This is a genomic window from Streptomyces sp. NPDC047853, assembly GCF_043204535.1.
In the GTDB taxonomy this organism is placed as follows: Bacteria; Actinomycetota; Actinomycetes; order Streptomycetales; family Streptomycetaceae; genus Streptomyces.
On the sequence record NZ_JBIDCI010000012.1, the window covers coordinates 166,195 to 181,459 of the forward strand.

15 protein-coding genes are annotated in these 15,265 nt (G+C 73.9%); 8 read left to right on the forward strand and 7 right to left on the reverse strand.

Annotated features, from left to right (window positions below):
• Window positions 1-31: 31 nt before the first annotated feature.
• Window positions 32-463 (reverse strand): hypothetical protein, encoded by a 432-nt coding sequence (locus tag ACGF5T_RS23060; protein WP_361009228.1) that lies wholly within the window; start codon window positions 461-463, stop codon window positions 32-34.
• A gap of 634 nt (window positions 464-1,097) precedes the next feature.
• Between ACGF5T_RS23060 and ACGF5T_RS23065 the strand changes: the two genes are divergently transcribed.
• From ACGF5T_RS23065 to ACGF5T_RS23075, 3 genes are all read left to right on the forward strand, one after another.
• Window positions 1,098-1,436: a hypothetical protein gene (locus ACGF5T_RS23065; RefSeq protein WP_356612004.1), complete on the forward strand. Its 339-nt coding sequence runs from the start codon at window positions 1,098-1,100 to the stop codon at window positions 1,434-1,436.
• Window positions 1,433-3,001 carry a transporter gene (locus ACGF5T_RS23070; RefSeq protein ID WP_356612006.1) on the forward strand — a complete coding sequence of 523 codons (1,569 nt, stop codon included), beginning with the start codon at window positions 1,433-1,435 and terminating at the stop codon, window positions 2,999-3,001. The genes ACGF5T_RS23065 and ACGF5T_RS23070 overlap by 4 nt, the downstream gene beginning before the upstream one ends.
• Before the next feature lie 237 nt (window positions 3,002-3,238).
• Complete coding sequence (locus ACGF5T_RS23075; protein WP_356612061.1) at window positions 3,239-3,481, forward strand: DUF6411 family protein; 243 nt, start codon at window positions 3,239-3,241, stop codon at window positions 3,479-3,481.
• A 162-nt stretch (window positions 3,482-3,643) separates the two neighbouring features.
• Here ACGF5T_RS23075 and ACGF5T_RS23080 read toward each other — a convergent pair whose 3' ends face one another.
• Window positions 3,644-5,146, reverse strand: a complete 1,503-nt coding sequence (locus ACGF5T_RS23080) for a SulP family inorganic anion transporter (RefSeq protein WP_366767870.1) — start codon at window positions 5,144-5,146, stop codon at window positions 3,644-3,646.
• Window positions 5,147-5,595: 449 nt separating this feature from the next.
• On the opposite strand from ACGF5T_RS23080, the gene ACGF5T_RS23085 reads away from it, so the two are divergent.
• Window positions 5,596-5,721: a hypothetical protein gene (locus ACGF5T_RS23085; protein ID WP_366767869.1), complete on the forward strand. Its 126-nt coding sequence runs from the start codon at window positions 5,596-5,598 to the stop codon at window positions 5,719-5,721.
• Window positions 5,722-5,732: 11 nt separating this feature from the next.
• On the forward strand, window positions 5,733-6,623 hold the full coding sequence (locus ACGF5T_RS23090) for a hypothetical protein (protein WP_356612011.1): 891 nt from the start codon (window positions 5,733-5,735) through the stop codon (window positions 6,621-6,623).
• A gap of 68 nt (window positions 6,624-6,691) precedes the next feature.
• On the opposite strand, the gene ACGF5T_RS23095 is transcribed toward ACGF5T_RS23090, so the two are convergent.
• Window positions 6,692-7,132 carry a DUF6299 family protein gene (locus ACGF5T_RS23095; RefSeq protein WP_361009216.1) on the reverse strand — a complete coding sequence of 147 codons (441 nt, stop codon included), beginning with the start codon at window positions 7,130-7,132 and terminating at the stop codon, window positions 6,692-6,694.
• Between the two features lie 240 nt (window positions 7,133-7,372).
• On the opposite strand from ACGF5T_RS23095, the gene ACGF5T_RS23100 reads away from it, so the two are divergent.
• Window positions 7,373-7,582 (forward strand): DUF5999 family protein, encoded by a 210-nt coding sequence (locus tag ACGF5T_RS23100; protein WP_366767868.1) that lies wholly within the window; start codon window positions 7,373-7,375, stop codon window positions 7,580-7,582.
• 58 nt (window positions 7,583-7,640) lie between these two features.
• Here ACGF5T_RS23100 and ACGF5T_RS23105 read toward each other — a convergent pair whose 3' ends face one another.
• Both ACGF5T_RS23105 and ACGF5T_RS23110 read right to left on the reverse strand, forming a co-directional pair.
• On the reverse strand, window positions 7,641-8,039 hold the full coding sequence (locus tag ACGF5T_RS23105) for a RidA family protein (RefSeq protein ID WP_361009212.1): 399 nt from the start codon (window positions 8,037-8,039) through the stop codon (window positions 7,641-7,643).
• On the reverse strand, window positions 8,036-9,178 hold the full coding sequence (locus ACGF5T_RS23110; RefSeq protein WP_366767867.1) for an acyl-CoA dehydrogenase family protein: 1,143 nt from the start codon (window positions 9,176-9,178) through the stop codon (window positions 8,036-8,038). The genes ACGF5T_RS23105 and ACGF5T_RS23110 overlap by 4 nt, the downstream gene beginning before the upstream one ends.
• Before the next feature lie 65 nt (window positions 9,179-9,243).
• Between ACGF5T_RS23110 and ACGF5T_RS23115 the strand changes: the two genes are divergently transcribed.
• Both ACGF5T_RS23115 and ACGF5T_RS23120 read left to right on the forward strand, forming a co-directional pair.
• Entirely contained in the window at window positions 9,244-10,950 is a 1,707-nt protein-coding gene (locus ACGF5T_RS23115; protein WP_366767881.1) for an AMP-binding protein, read from the forward strand.
• Between the two features lie 15 nt (window positions 10,951-10,965).
• On the forward strand, window positions 10,966-11,811 hold the full coding sequence (locus tag ACGF5T_RS23120) for a PaaX family transcriptional regulator C-terminal domain-containing protein (protein ID WP_366767866.1): 846 nt from the start codon (window positions 10,966-10,968) through the stop codon (window positions 11,809-11,811).
• A 231-nt stretch (window positions 11,812-12,042) separates the two neighbouring features.
• Here the strand turns inward: ACGF5T_RS23120 and ACGF5T_RS23125 are convergent, their stop codons facing one another.
• Both ACGF5T_RS23125 and ACGF5T_RS23130 read right to left on the reverse strand, forming a co-directional pair.
• A complete protein-coding gene (locus ACGF5T_RS23125; protein ID WP_366767865.1) occupies window positions 12,043-14,427 on the reverse strand; it encodes a bifunctional salicylyl-CoA 5-hydroxylase/oxidoreductase in 2,385 nt (794 codons plus the stop codon).
• Window positions 14,428-14,429: 2 nt separating this feature from the next.
• Window positions 14,430-15,257, reverse strand: coding sequence for an enoyl-CoA hydratase family protein (locus ACGF5T_RS23130; protein WP_361009200.1), 828 nt, complete (start codon window positions 15,255-15,257; stop codon window positions 14,430-14,432).
• Window positions 15,258-15,265 lie beyond the last annotated feature (8 nt).

The following is a 15,265-nucleotide window of genomic DNA, read 5'->3' on the forward strand; positions in this document are numbered from 1 at the left end:
CTCCGCTCACGAGGCGACCAGGGCGTCCGCATCAACCGGTCGGCAGGTAGTCGCGACCGTCCCAGCGCAGGGTCACCTTCGAGGTCGCGCCCTCGGCGCAGGAGGGATCGCACCCCTTGATGGAATGGACGATCGCGTATTGGCCGTCCTCTCCGGGGCCGACCGGCCTCGCGTGGTAGAAGGCGAATCTGCCGCCGCTGTAGTGGTCACCCGCGCTGCTCCAGCCGATGTCGGCGAACCCGTCCGCGGTGGGCACGAGCACCAGCACCCCGTCGTAGCGCCCGGGGTTGTAGGTCACGAAGACGTTCCTGGTCGAGTCGGTCGCCGGGGCGGCGAAACGCAACGCGCCCTCCATGGTCCAGTTGGCGTCCACCTCGGCCGGGGCCAGCGTGCGTCCGTCGTGGGTGACGGCCGTGACGCATCCGGCCGGCTGCTCGGAGGCGGGCCGCCGGACCAGGAACACGCGGACCGGTCCGAGGTCCGGATGCCGGATGTCCCGATGGTCGAGCGTCCTTCCGGTACACCCGGCGTCGGGCGGTGAACTCGGCGGGAACGAGGCGCCCGTAGGAGCCGACACGGTCGCCTTGCCCTCGTTCGCCCCGCTCCGGTCCGGCCCGCTCCGGTCCGGTCCGGCCGCATCGGAGCAACCGGCGACGAGCGTCGCCGCCAGGGCCGACATCAGCAGTGCGGCCCGAGCCGCGGCCGAGCCGCGCCGGAACACCCGTCGACGTGAACAGGGCACTGGACTGGGCGACATGTCGTTTCCTCTGCTTCGAGGCTGCTGCGAGGCGAGACCGGTCATGGCTGGGCAGACCCGGAATCCTATCGCGCGCCTACGCACAGTGAAGGCCCAATGACCAATCCGTGAGTGCGAGGCTCTCCCACTGCGGCGGCCGCGGGCCGTCCCGGTCCCCGGTCCCCGGTCCCGGCCGGACAGTGCCCGTTCACCGTCGGCGCGGCTCCGCATTGGGCGGCGGAACAGATCTGCGCTCGAGGCGTACGGGAGTACGCGGCCGTCTGATTGACTCCGCGCCCACCCCCACACCCGTACGCGCCCCTTCGTGGGGTGCCGGAGCAACGTGAGCGGAGCCGCACACATGTCCTTGGGACCGCAGCCCTGGCACGGGCCGCCTCACCATGACGAGCCCTCAGCCGGCGTACCGGGCCCGGCGGAACACGAGCGACGGGACGCCGAGGAGGCGGCACGACTCGCCGTCGGGCTGCGGCTCGGCCTCCGGATCGCCGTCGTCTGGCTGCTCTACGTGGTGCCCGCCGCCCTCGCACCCGCCGCGTACGGCACACGGGTCGTGGGACCGCTGAGCCTCGGCGTGCTCCTCGCCCTGGTGCCGTTCGCCGTCGGTGTGCACGCACTGATGGTGTACGGGCGGCGGATCGACCGGCTCCAGCCGCAGCAGGACGCGCGGAGGTGGTCATGACCACGCTCCTCGACCCCTCGTCCCGGTCCCTGGTCTTCGCCGTGTTCTGCGTGTTCGTCGTGATCTGCCTGATGCTGTGCGTCGTCACCGGCGCCGACGAGGACGACCGGGCCCTCGTACGGTCCGACAGCCGTCGGCTGCGCTCCTGGCAGCAGGGCATCGCGATGGGCGGCGACACCACCACGGTCGCGACGGTCACCGTACTGGTGGGCATGGTCGCCACCTTCGGCTTCGACGGCCTCGGCGTCATGCTGGGCAGCCTGATCGGGGTGCTGCTGCTCCTTGTGCTGATCATCGAGCCGCTGCGCAGGCACGCCTCGTCGACCCCCGCGGACATGCTGGACGCGCGCGGCAGCGGCGGGCCCGCCGTCCGCGTCTCGTGGGGTGCGGTGACCCTGCTCGTCTGCTTCCCGCTGCTGGTCGTGCAGTTGGTGGTGGTCGGCAACGTGGCCGCCGCGCTGATCGGGCAGCCGGGTGTGCGGACCGGCTGCGTCGTGGTGATCGGCTGCGTGATGACGGCGCTGGCCGTCAGCGGCGGGATCCGGGGCACCGGCGTGGTCATGATCGCGAAGTCGGTGGTCACGCTGCCCGTGCTGGTGATCGCCGCCGTGCTCGTGCTCCACCGCTTCGGCGGGGACCCCGGGCGGCTGCTCGACGCCGCCGCGCACGGCTCGGGGACGGGTGAGGCCTTCCTGCGGCCGGGCGGCTACACCGGCGACGGATGGGTGGGCGCCGTGAACCGGATCGGCCAGACCTTCGGCATGTCGATGGCCACGCTGGCGATGCCCGCCGTGCTGATGCGGGCCATCGCCACGAAGAGCCCCCGGGGCGCCCGGACCGTCGGCCGCTGGATGCTCGGCGAACTCACCCTGCTGTACGGCGCGCTCGCCGTCGTCGGCATCGGGGCGGCGGCCCTGGTCGGCGGGGCGCTGCGCGAGGCCGGGCCGGCGGCTCAGACGTTCACGCCGCTGCTGCTCGGGCGGGCGCTCGACAGCGGGGGCATCCTGGTCGCGGCCCTGGCCTGCGTTCTCTTCCTCACCGCGCTGGCGGCCGTGGTGGATGTGACGCTCGCCGCCGGCCTCGCCCTGGGCCGGGACGTGCTGGGCGCGTCCGGCAGACGGACGGCGGGACTGGCGGACGGTGCCGCGTCACGGGGCTCCGCGGCCCTGACGGGGGCGGTGGCCACGCTGATGGCGGTCGTCGCCGCCGACTGGAATTTGGTGGTCGTCTCGACGCTCTGGCTCGCCGTCTGCGGCGCCGCCCTCGCGCCCGTGCTGCTGTACGCCCTGTACTGGCCCGGGTTCACGGCCCGTGGCGCGCTGTGGTGCCTGTGGGGGGCGACGGCGCTGAGCGTCGCGGCGCTCGCACTGTCGCCGTACACGTCCGGCACGCCCGAGTCGATCTTCCCGGGTCTCGACTTCCGGGTCTGGGACGTGACGATCCCGGGCCTGCTGACGGTGCCCGCCGGATTCCTGCTCGGCTGGCTGGGCAGCGTCACCGATCCCGGCCGCTCGGCGGGCGGCGTACCGGGCTCCGAGCGCCGCGCCACACTGGACGCCGCCTGAACCGCCGGCCTGAACCGCCCGCGTGCCGCCCGCCGTCGGCTTCCGGTGGGCGGCACGGTGCCGTCACGGGGTCGGTCCGCACCGAGTCGAGCAGTCGCCCGCCGAGGGGTGACCGGGAAATCACCGGCCGGGCCGCGCGGGGCCGGTCCGGGCCGCGCCGGTCCGATCCGGTCCGGCGGGCATGCCGTCACGTCCCCGGGGCACGCGATGGACACGCCACACTTCGGGAGGGTCATCATGATGGTCGTCGGGATCGTCGCTGTCTGCGCCGTGCTGCTCGTACTCGCCTTTCTGGTACCGCGCCTGTCCCACCACCCCCAGCGCGGCACGCAGCGGACGCTCGGCGCCGGTTCACGTGCCGGGGGGAAGGCCCCCGGTGTCCTCGGCCGCGCCCTGAGCAAGCCGTTCCGCAGCAGTTCCAAGGCCGTCGGCCGCAGTGGCTCGGCCGGTCGGCGCGCCCGCGGCCGTATGCCGTTCTGACGCGCCGGGACCACCGGCCGGTGCGACCGGCCGAGACCGTACGTCGTCAACCGGCCGGGCCCGTACGCCTTTGGCCCTTCCGAGGGCCTGGGTACGGGCCCTTCGCCGTGGTCGGGCCCGGGCGGCGCCGGCGGCCACGGCGTGCGCCGCGTACCGGCCCGTTCAGTGGCCGCCGGTGAGCCGGCCGGCCAGGCGCCGGCGCATGTCGGCGCTGGGTGCGTCGAGGCCGGTGAGGGTGACCTTCTTGCCGCGTTGGGCGTACTTGGCCTCCACGGCGTCCAGCGCGGCGACGGAGGAGGCGTCCCAGACGCGGCTGCCGGACAGGTCGATGACGACGTCGTCGGGATCACCCTTGTAGTCGAAGCGGTGGACGAGGTCGTCGGACGAGGCGAAGAACAGCTCGCCGGTGACCGCGTAGACGACCTGCTTGCCCTCGGGGTCGACCACACCGGAGACGTCGGCCCTGTGGGCGACCCGCCTCGCGAAGATGATCATCGCGGTGACGGAGCCGACGACGACGCCCACGGCGAGGTTGTGGGTGGCCACCACGACGACCACCGTCGCCACCATGACGACGGTCTCGCCGAGCGGCATGCGCCTCAGGGTCGCCGGCCGGACGGAGTGCCAGTCGAAGGTGCCGACCGACACCATGACCATGACGGCGACGAGCGCGGCCATGGGGATGTCGGAGACGACCGGGCCGAAGACGATGCACAGCACCATCAGGAAGGCGCCGGCCAGGAAGGTGGACAGCCGGGTCCGGGCGCCGGACACCTTCACGTTGATCATCGTCTGGCCGATCATGGCGCAGCCGCCCATGCCGCCGAAGAAGCCGGTGACGATGTTGGCGACGCCCTGACCGATGGACTCACGGGTCTTGTTCGAGAAGGTGTCGGTGATGTCGTCGACCAGTTTGGCCGTCATCAGCGACTCCATCAGGCCCACCAGCGCCATGGCGAGGGCGTAGGGCGCGACGGTCGTCAGGGTGTCCACGGTGAAGGGGACGTCGGGCAGCCCGGGGACGGGCAGGGAGGAGGGCAGTTCTCCCTTGTCCCCGACCGTCGGGACCGCGATGCCGGCCGCGACGGTGATCACGGTCAGCACGACGATGGAGACCAGCGGCGCCGGGAGCACCTTGGTGACCTTGGGGAAGAACACCATCAGGGCCAGGCCTCCCGCGAGGAGCGGGTACACGGCCCACGGCACGTCGTGCATCTCCGGCACCTGCGCCGTGAAGATCAGGATGGCCAGCGCGTTGACGAAGCCGACCATCACCGAGCGGGGCACGAACCGCATCAGCTTGGCCACGCCGAGTGCTCCGAGGATCACCTGGAACACGCCGGCCAGGATGACGGCGGCGACCAGGTACCCCAGTCCGTGCTCGCGGTTGAGCGGGGCGATGACGAGGGCGACCGCGCCGGTGGCGGCGGAGATCATCGCCTTGCGGCCGCCCACCACGGAGATGACGACCGCCATGGTGAAGGAGGCGAAGAGCCCGATGCCGGGGTCGACACCGGCGATGATCGAGAAGGAGATGGCCTCCGGTATGAGCGCCAGGGCCACGACCAGGCCGGCCAGCACCTCGGTGCGCAGGATCCTCGGGGAGGCGAGCCAGTCGGGCTTGGTCATGCGCGGCCGGGGAGCTGCGGACAGCGGTGAGGACATGCAACCGTTCCTGTTCGGGCGCAGGCGTCCCTGCCACTGGACACGCACGCGCGGTGTTTGGTGAGCCCGCGGGAGTGCGGCTCCCCCGGCGGCCCGGCCGCCTCGCGGGGGGCCTCGCCGGGCAGGGCGGCGACCCTCTGGTCGCCGGTCGGGCGTCATTGCCCGGAAGTCGCGGAAGTCTACCTTGACCCGAGGTGAGGGCGGGGCACCCCGTACGGCACCGGTCTTCGTACTGCATGACATTCGAGCCGGTGTGAATTCGAGATTGGGTAAGTATCGCAGAAATCGTTCACTCGACTGCCGCGCATCCGACGGAGTAGGCAGACGTTACTTCGGATATGACAGAGGAATACGGGGAATTGGTGACGCTTGGGCCATACGTTTACCGGCCCGGCAGAGATCACTGCCCGTCACCGAGTGAGGGAACTCTGACCAGAGGCGGGCTTCCCGTGCCACTCCGGGTGACCGAGCCCGTGCTCCAGCGCTTCCTGGACGTCATGACCGAGCTGGAGGCCGGCCTCGCGGAGCGGTGGCGCCGGTCCCAGGGAACCCGCACCTCCACCGCGTCGGAGTGACCGGGGGCGTCATGCACGAGGAACAGATGCACCATCACATGGCGTACGGGGAAGGCTCGTTCCGCTCCTCCGGCACCGGCCGGCACCGCGCGCCGGAGGGGCCGCCGCAGGAGGCGCTGGTCCCGCCGGAACCCGGCTGGGACCCGGCCGAGGAGCTCGCGTTCCTGCTCCAGGACGCGATGGACCAGCAGGCCACCGTCATTCAGGGGACGGCGGACACGTCGGTGATCACCCCCGTGCCGGGTACGCCGCTGGGCAATCTGCAGGAAATCACGGCCGAACTTCCGCCGCTGCGGGAATTCCCCACGAGCCACCGCCGTATTCGCAGAAAAGTGAGCCGCCTGCGTGCCGCGAGTCTCTTCGTGGCGGCCCTCGCCGCGGTCATCGCGGCCTCCGTGAGTCTGTTCGGCGGCATGGTGGCCTACGAACCGCTGCGCCTGGCCGCCGTGACCCGCACCCGTGCCGGTGTCGTGTCGTGGTGGCCCCTGCTGGTCTACGGGCCCTGGCTGGTGGCGTCGCTGGCCGTGCTGCGGTCGGCGCTGCACCAGCGCCGCGCGGTCCACTCCTGGGCCGTGGTGCTGCTGTTCTCGGCGATCGCGATGCTGCTGTGCATCGCGCAGGCGCCCAGAACGCTCAGCGACGGCGCGGCGGCCGCCCTCCCGGGGCTGGCGTCGCTGGTGTGCTTCCAGCAGATCGTCCGTCAGATCACGCTCACCCGTCCGCCCCGGCGTGCGCTGCCGCGTCACCGTCAGCGCCCCGCGCCCTCACCGGAGGCCGGGGACGGGTCGGCGGAGGCGGCGGACCCGGACGCGGCGGGTCCGGAGGCGGTGTCCCTGCCGCACCAGCGGATGCGGCCCGCGCGCACGCCGAGGCCGGGCGGGGGGCCGGGGCGGCGGTCCTGACGGTCGCCGTGCGCACCACCCGGGCCCGGCCCCGCGCCCGGGTGGTGCGGGGCCGGTGGCGGTGAGGGTCAGCCCTCGACCAGCGTCACGTCCTGGCCATGCCGTGCGTGGAAGCTCGGCAGCGGCAGGATCCCCGTGGTGCGCAGTTCCATCAAGGTGGCCTCGACCCGGGCCGCGCCGGGCTCCAGCGCGTCCTGGGAGGGCGTGCCCGTGTTGATCCAGCGGTGTTCGAGGCCGTCGCACACCGCTCGGGTACCGCCGATGCCGTAGCGGACGGACGGGTCGCCCTGGCTCACGGAGGAGCTGACGAAGACGGGGCCGGTGCCGGCGGCGCAGCGGTAGGTCCCGGACAGGGTGACGCTGCCGTCCGCGGCGATACGGCCGGTCGGGTCGACGGTCACCGACTCCGTGACCTGGCGGGCGTCGTGGGTGGCCGCCGTGGCGGTGGGGACGGCCAGCAGCAGGGCGGCGCCGGCGGCGGCGGCGAGGGCCGCGGATCGTACGGGCATGGAGAACCTCCCGGTCGGACGGAATGGGGGGTTCCACTGGTACCCGGCGCACGGGCCGCCCGGAGTGACCGTCACCCGCTCGGTGGCGAGTCCGCGTCGGCCGTCGTGGAACCGTCGCCGGCTCGTCCGGGTCCTGTCACGCTCGGCGCCCGGGGGTTGGCGGCGCGGTGCGACCGGGCGCACGGTCGGTACGAGGGACGGTCCCGACGACGGGACGGTCCTCCGATGTGGAGGTGCGCCATGTGTACCCACCGGTCTTCCCGCTCCGCGGCCGACTCCCCCGCCGCGCGGGCCGGCGCCGCGCACGTCGTCGCCGCCCGTCCCGAGCAGGGCTGGACCCTGCTGTGCGACGGCTCGATCGTCTTCGACGACACCGGCGAGCTGCTGCCCGACGGGCGCGTGGTCGCACCGTGCCGGGTGCCCGCCGGGCGCCTGGCGATGGCCGCCTGAACCCGGCCCGGCCCCCGGCGCCCGCACCTGCCCGCACCTGCGCGCACCGCGGGGGGGCCTACGGCAGTACGGCGAACCCGTCGAGTTCCACCAGCGCCCGCTCGTCCCACAGACGTACGACCTGCACCACCGCCATCGCCGGGTAGTCGCGGCCCGCCAGCTCGCGCCAGACACGGCCGAGGTCGGCGGCGTGCGCGCGGTACGCGGCGACGTCGGTGGCGTAGACGGTGACCCGGGCGAGGTCGGCGGGGGTGCCGCCGGCCGCGCGCAGGGCGGTCAGGAGGTTGGCGAGGGCCTTCTCGAACTGGGCGGGAAGGGTGTCGCCGGTGACCTTGCCGCCGGCGTCGAGGGCGGTCTGCCCGGCCAGGAAGACGACGCGGGTGCCCGTGGTCGTGACGGCGTGGGAGAAGCCGGTCGGTGGGGAGAGTTCGGACGGGTTCACCCGTTCCACGGTCATGTCCCGGTCTCCTTCGTCGCGTTGACGGCGCGGTAGAGCTCCTTGGCGATGATGCCGCGCTGCACCTCGCTCGCGCCCTCGTAGACGCGGGGGGCGCGCACCTCGCGGTAGAGGTGTTCGAGCAGGTGCCCGCGGCGCAGGGCACGGGCGCCGTGCAGCTGGACGGCCTGGTCCACGACGTACTGGGCGGTCTCGGTGGCGAGGAGTTTCGCCATCGCGGCGCGCCGGGGGACGTCGGTGGCGCCCTCGTCGTACGCCGTCGCCGCGGCGTACACCATCAGCCGGGCCGCCTCGGTGCGCAGGGCCATCTCGGCGACCTGGTGGGAGACGGCCTGGAGGTCGCGCAGCTTGCCGCCGAAGGCGTCGCGGGAGCTGGTGTGCGCGAGGGTGGCGTCCAGGGCCGCCTGCGCCATGCCGACGGCGAAGGCGCCGACGCTGGGGCGGAACAGGTTGAGGGTGCCCATGGCGACCCGGAAGCCCCGGTCGGGTTCACCGATGACGTCGTCGGCGGTGACAGGAACGGCATCGAAGGCAAGGGCGCCGACGGGGTGCGGGGACAGCATGTCGAGCGGGGTGCCGGTCAGGCCGGGGCGGTCGGCCGGCACCAGGAAGGCGGTGACGCCTCGGGCGCCGGCGCCGGGCGTGGTGCGGGCGAAGACGGTGGAGAAGTCGGCCTCGGGGGCGTTGGAGATCCAGCACTTCTCCCCGGTGAGCCGCCAGCCCGAGCGGCCGTCGCGTTCCGCGTGCAGGCTGAGTGCCGCCGCGTCCGAGCCGGCGTCGGGCTCGCTGAGGGCGAAGGCGGCCACCGCGCTGCCGTCGGCGACGCGGGGCAGCCAGCGGGCCCGCTGGGCCTCGGTGCCGTGGGCGTGCACCGGGTGGGCGCCCAGGCCCTGGAGGGCGAGGGCGGTCTCCGCCTCCGTACAGGCCCGGGCGAGGGACTCCCGCATCAGGCACAGGTCGAGGGCGCCCGAGGTGAAGAGGCGCGACAGCAGGCCGAGGGTGCCGAGTTCGGTGACGAGGGCGCGGTTGACGCGGCCCGGTTCGCCCTTGTCGGCCAGCGGGCGCAGCCGCTCGGCGGCCAGGGCGCGCAGCTCGGCGCACCAGGCGAGTTGTGCCGGTTCGAGCGAGAATGCGGTCATCGCCGGTCCCTTCCCCTGCTCCCCTGCCCCACCGGGCCGCACCCGAGGTTATCGCGCACCGTTGACTGTCGTCACCAACACGATACGCTCGTTGCGCGAGCCCACCACGACAAAGGGGGCGAACCGCCATGGCAGACCCGCACCGCGCGGATCCGCACCGCTCGGCCCACGTCGACGCCTTCGCGCGCGAGCACCTGCCGCCCCCCGACCAGTGGCCCGAACTCCGCTTCGACCTGCCGGAACTGCGCTACCCCGCGCGGCTGAACTGCGCCGCCGAGCTGCTCACCGGCCCGCCCGCGGACCGCCCGGTCTTCCGCACGGCCTCCGGGGAGAGCTGGAGCTACGGGGTGCTGCGGGCCCGCGTCGACCGGCTCGCCCACCTCCTCACCGGCGAACTGGGCATCGTCCCCGGCAACCGGGTGCTCCTGCGCGGCCCCACCACCCCGTGGCTGGCCGCCTGTTGGCTGGCGGTGCTGAAGGCGGGGGCGGTGGCGGTCACCGTGCTGGCCCAGCAGCGCCCGCACGAACTGCGCGCGATCGGCGAGATCGCCCGGGTGCGGCACGCGCTGTGCGACGTCCGGGCCGTCGACGACCTCGCCAAGGCGGAGATCCCCGGGCTGCGGATCACGACGTACGGCGGGGACGCGCCCGACGACCTGCTGGCCCGCGCGGAGGGCGGGACGGCACCGGACACGCCGTACCCGGCCGTGGACACGGCGGCCGACGACGTGGCGCTGATCGCCTTCACCTCGGGCACGACCGGCCGCCCCAAGGGCTGCATGCACTTCCACCGTGACGTGCTGGCGGTCGCCGACACCTTCTCGCGGCACGTCCTGCGCCCCCGCGCGGAGGACGTCTTCGCGGGCAGTCCGCCGCTCGGCTTCACCTTCGGGCTCGGCGGGCTCGTGATCTTCCCGATGCGGGCCGGGGCCAGCGCCCTGTTGCTCGAACAGGCGGGTCCCCGGCAGCTGTTGCCCGCCGTCGCCGAGCACCGGGTGTCGGTGCTGTTCACCGCGCCGACCGCGTACCGCGCGATGCTCGACGAGCTGGACGGGTACGACGTGACCTGTCTGCGGCGGTGTGTCTCCGCGGGCGAGAACCTGCCCGCGGCCACCTGGCGGGCCTGGCACGAGCGCACCGGCCTGCGCATCATCAACGGCATCGGGGCCACCGAGCTGCTGCACATCTTCGTCTCCGCGGCCGACGGGGACATCAGGCCGGGTACGACGGGCGTGCCGGTGCCCGGGTGGCAGGCGCGCGTGCAGGACGAGGACGGCGTGCCGGTGCCCGACGGGGAGCCCGGACTGCTGGCGGTGCGGGGGCCGGTGGGCTGCCGCTACCTCGCCGATCCGCGCCAGCGGGAGTACGTGCGCGGCGGCTGGAACATCACCGGGGACACCTACGTCCGCCGGCCCGACGGGTACTTCCGGTACGTGGCACGCGCCGACGACATGATCATCTCCGCCGGGTACAACATCGCCGGGCCGGAGGTCGAGGACGCGCTGCTGCGGCACCCGGACGTCGTGGAGGCCGCGGTGGTGGGCCGGCCCGACGCGCACCGCGGGCAGGTCGTGGTGGCGCACGCGGTGCTGCGGGAGGGCGCCGAGCGGGACGCCGACGCGCTGCGCGCGTTCCTCAGGGCCGAGCTGGCGCCGTACAAGTGCCCGCGCGAGATCCTCTTCCCGGACGCGCTGCCGCGCACGGCGACCGGCAAGCTCCAGCGCTACCGGCTCCTCCCACCGCCCGGCCGTGCCCAGGGTGACCAGGAGTGATGCCGACGACATAAGATGATCAACGTGTCCGAGCAGCACGCGCAGCACGCCCCCAGGTCCCTGATCGTCACGCTCTACGGCGCCTACGGCCGTTCCCTGCCGGGTCCGGTGCCCGTCGCCGAGCTGATCCGGCTGCTGGCCGCGGTCGGGGTGGACGCTCCGTCCGTACGCTCGTCGGTGTCGCGGCTGAAGCGGCGCGGGCTGCTGCTGCCCGCCCGTACCGCACGGGGCGCGGCCGGGTACGAGCTGTCCGCCGAGGCCCGGCAACTGCTCGACGACGGCGACCGGCGCGTCTACGCCACGGCGCCCTACGAGGACGAGGGCTGGGTGCTGGCCGTGTTCTCCGTGCCGGAGTCGGAGCGTCAGAAGCGGCACGTGCTCCGCTCCCGCCTGGCCGGCCTGGGCTTCGGCACCGCGGCCCCCGGCGTGTGGATCGCCCCGGCCCGGCTGTACGAGGAGACCCGGCACGCGCTGGGCCGCCTGGGCCTCGACGCCTACGTGGACTTCTTCCGCGGCGCGCACCTCGGGTTCACGCCGACCGCCGAGGCGGTGGCCCGCTGGTGGGACCTGGGGGCGATCGCCAAGGAGCACGAGGCGTTCCTGGAGCGCCACGCGCGCGTGCTGCACGACTGGGAGCGCCGTACGGACACCCCGCCCGAGGAGGCGTACCGCGACTATCTCCTCGCCCTGGACTCCTGGCGCCACCTGCCGTACGCCGACCCGGGGCTGCCCGCCGGGCTGCTCCCCGCGGACTGGCCCGGCGCCCGTTCGGCGGCCGTCTTCCGGGCCCTGCACGAGCGGCTGCGCGACGCGGGCGCCCTCTACGTGACGCCGGAGCCCCCACACCGCCCCGAACAGTGACCCGTGTCACACTCCGCCGCGATCAGGGAACCCTCAGCCTCCTCCGACCCTCGTCGGCCTCGACTACGCACCGGCGACGCTGCACTACGGCGCGAGGAAGGGCGGCGAACTCGTCCGCGGCCTCGGCGACTGGCGGGAGAACATCCGCACCGGCACCGTCCAGCCCGGCCGTGCGCTGCCCGCCGACGACGCGATCCCCGAGCCGCTGCGGGCGGCGTCCGCGGCCCGTGGCTACACGTCCTGAGCTGCGCCGCGCAGCGTGAGCCGGGGTCTGGGCGCGTCGGTGCGCCCGGTCACCGGACGACGGCTGCCCGCCCGGTAGGGCGCGGGCCACACGACGCCCGGCCCCTCGTAGCCCTGCTCGGCCGCCGCGTGCAGCGTCCAGTGCGGGTCGTAGAGGTGGGGGCGGGCCAGGGCGCACAGGTCGGCGCGTCCGGCCAGGATCAGCGAGTTGACGTCGTCCCAGGAGGAGATCGCGCCGACGGCGATCACCGGGACGCCCGCCTCGTTGCGGACGCGGTCCGCGTAGGGCGTCTGGTACGACCGCCCGTACTCCGGCCGCTCCTCGGCCACCACCTGCCCCGTCGACACGTCGACGGCGTCGGCGCCGTGGGCCGCGAAGGCCCGGGCGATCGCCACGGCCTCCTCGCCGCCGATGCCGCCCTCGGCCCAGTCGGTCGCGGAGATCCGGACGGTCATCGGCCGCTCCTGCGGCCACACCCCGCGTACGGCGTCGAAGACCTCCAGCGGGAAGCGCAGCCGCTTCTCCGGTGATCCGCCGTAGGCGTCGGTGCGGTGGTTGGTGAGCGGGGAGAGGAAGCCGGAGAGCAGGTAGCCGTGGGCGCAGTGCAGTTCGAGCAGGTCGAAGCCGGCTCGGGCGGCCCGTGCGGCGGCGGCCGCGAACTGCTCCCTGATGTCGGTCAGCTGCGCCCGGGACAGGGCGCGCGGGATCTGACTGCCCGGCTTGTACGGCAGCGCGGACGGTGCCACCAGCGGCCAGTTGCCGTCCGGCAGCGGCTCGTCGATGCCCTCCCACATCAGCCGGGTGGAGCCCTTGCGCCCGCTGTGCCCGAGCTGCACGCCGATGGCGGTGCCGGGCGCCTGGGCGTGCACGAAGTCCGTGATCCGCCGCCACGCCTCGCCCTGCCGTCCGGTGTACAGGCCCGCGCAGCCCGGCGTGATGCGGCCCTCGGCGCTGACGCACACCATCTCGGTCATCACCAGTCCGGCGCCGCCCAGGGCCCTGGCCCCCAGGTGGACCAGGTGGAAGTCGCCGGGCACGCCGTCGGTGGCGGAGTACATGTCCATCGGGGAGACGACGACGCGGTTGCGCAGGGTCAGGCCGCGCAGCCGCAGCGGGGTGAACATCGGGGGTGTGCCGGGCGGGCAGCCGAACTCGCGCTCGACGGACTCGGTGAAGCGGGCGTCGCGCAGCCGCAGGTTCTCGTGGGTGACGCGGCGGCTGCGGGTGAGCAGGTTGAAGGCGAACCGGCGGGGCGGCAGGCCGAGGTACCGGGGCAGGTCCTCGAACCATTCCAGGCTGGCCCGGGCCGCCCGCTGCGTGGAGGCGACGACGGGGCGCCGCTCCGCCTCGTAGGCGGCGAGCGCCTCGGGGAGGGCCGGCCGCTCCTGGAGGCAGGCGGCGAGCGCCAGGGCGTCCTCCACGGCCAGCTTGGTGCCCGAGCCGATGGAGAAGTGGGCGGTGTGGGCGGCGTCGCCGAGGAGGACGATGTTGCCGTGCGCCCAGCGGTCGTTGACGACGGTGCGGAAGGTCGTCCACGCCGACTTGTTGGACTTCAGCGGTCGGCCGCCCAGCGTGTCGGCGAAGATCTTGGCACAGCGGGCGACCGACTCCCCCTCGTCCGATCCGTCGAAGCCGGCCGCCCGCCAGACCTCCTCGCGCATCTCCACGATGACCGTGGAGGCGTCCGGCGCGTACGGGTAGCCGTGCAGCTGCATCACGCCGTGCTCGGTCTCGGCGATCTCGAAGCGGAAGGCGTCGAGGGCGAAGTCGGCGGCCAGCCAGATGTAGCGGCAGCGGTGACTGGTGAGGTGGGGTCCGAAGGCATCGGCGTAGGCCTCGCGGGTGGCGCTGTGCACGCCGTCGGCGGCGACGACCAGGTCGTGCGTCCGCGCCAGCCGGTCCGGGGGCGGGGCCTCGGCGCCGAAGCGCAGCTCGACGCCTAGGGCCCGGCAGCGGTCGTGCAGGATCTCCAGGAGACGGCGGCGGCCGAGGGCGGCGAAGCGGTGCCCCCCGGAGGTGTGGCGGGTGCCCCGGTGGACGACGTCGATGTCGTCCCAGCGGACGAAGTGGCGCGCGAGGGCCTCGAAGACGACCGGGTCGGCGTGTTCGATGCCGCCCAGGGTCTCGTCGGAGAGGACGACGCCGAAGCCGAAGGTGACGTCGGGAGGGTTGCGTTCCCAGACGGTGATCCGGCGCCCGGGGTCGAGGCGTTTGAGGAGGGCGGCGGTGTAGAGGCCGCCGGGGCCGCCGCCGATGACCGCGACGCGCAGGGGGTGGCCGCCCTCGTCGTGCGGGAGCGGGAGCGGGCGCGGGTGCGGGTGCGGGTGCGACGTGGCCGGTCGCGCGGTTTCCCGCGCCCCTGGGGTGCGCATCCCTATCGTCCGTTCCACTTCGGAGGCCGCTTCTCCGTGAACGCCGCGTGGAACTCGGCGTAGTCCTCGCCGGTCATCAGCAGGGCCTGCGTCGAGGCGTCCAGCTCCACCGCCGCCGCCAGCGGCATGTCCAGCTCGGCGGTGAGGAGGGCCTTGGTCTGGGCGTACGCCAGGGCCGGGCCGTCGGCCAGGCGCCGGGCGAGCGCCCGGGCGGCCTCGTCGACGCGGCCCTCGTCCGTCAGCTCGCTGATCAGGCCGATCCGCTCGGCCTCGGGCGCCCGCACCGGTTCGCCGAGCATCAGCAGCCGGGTGGCATGGCCCAGGCCCACCACCCGGGGCAGCAGGTAGGCGGCGCCCATGTCGCCGCCGGAGAGGCCGACCCGGGTGAAGAGGAAGGCGAAGCGGGCGGAGGGGTCGGCGACACGGAAGTCGGCGGCCAGGGCGAGGACCGCGCCCGCCCCGGCGGCGACCCCGTGGACCGCGGCGACCACCGGGAACGGGCACTCCCGTACCGCCCGCACCACCTGGCCGGTCATCCGGTTGAAGTCCAGCAGCTGGGCGGTGTCCATGGACAGGGTCGCGCCGATGATCTCGTCGACGTCGCCGCCGGAGCAGAAGCCGCGGCCCTCACCGGCCAGCACCAGGGCCCGCACGGACCGTTCCCGGGACAGCTCGGCGAGCAGGTCGCGCAGGTCGGCGTAGGCGCCGAAGGTGAGGGCGTTGAGCTTGTCGGGGCGGGTGAGGGTGACGGTGGCGACGCCGTCGGTCAGATCGACGCGCAGGTGCCGCCACGCGGGAGTGGGGGCGGTGGATCCGGTGAAGGGACTCATGACGGGCG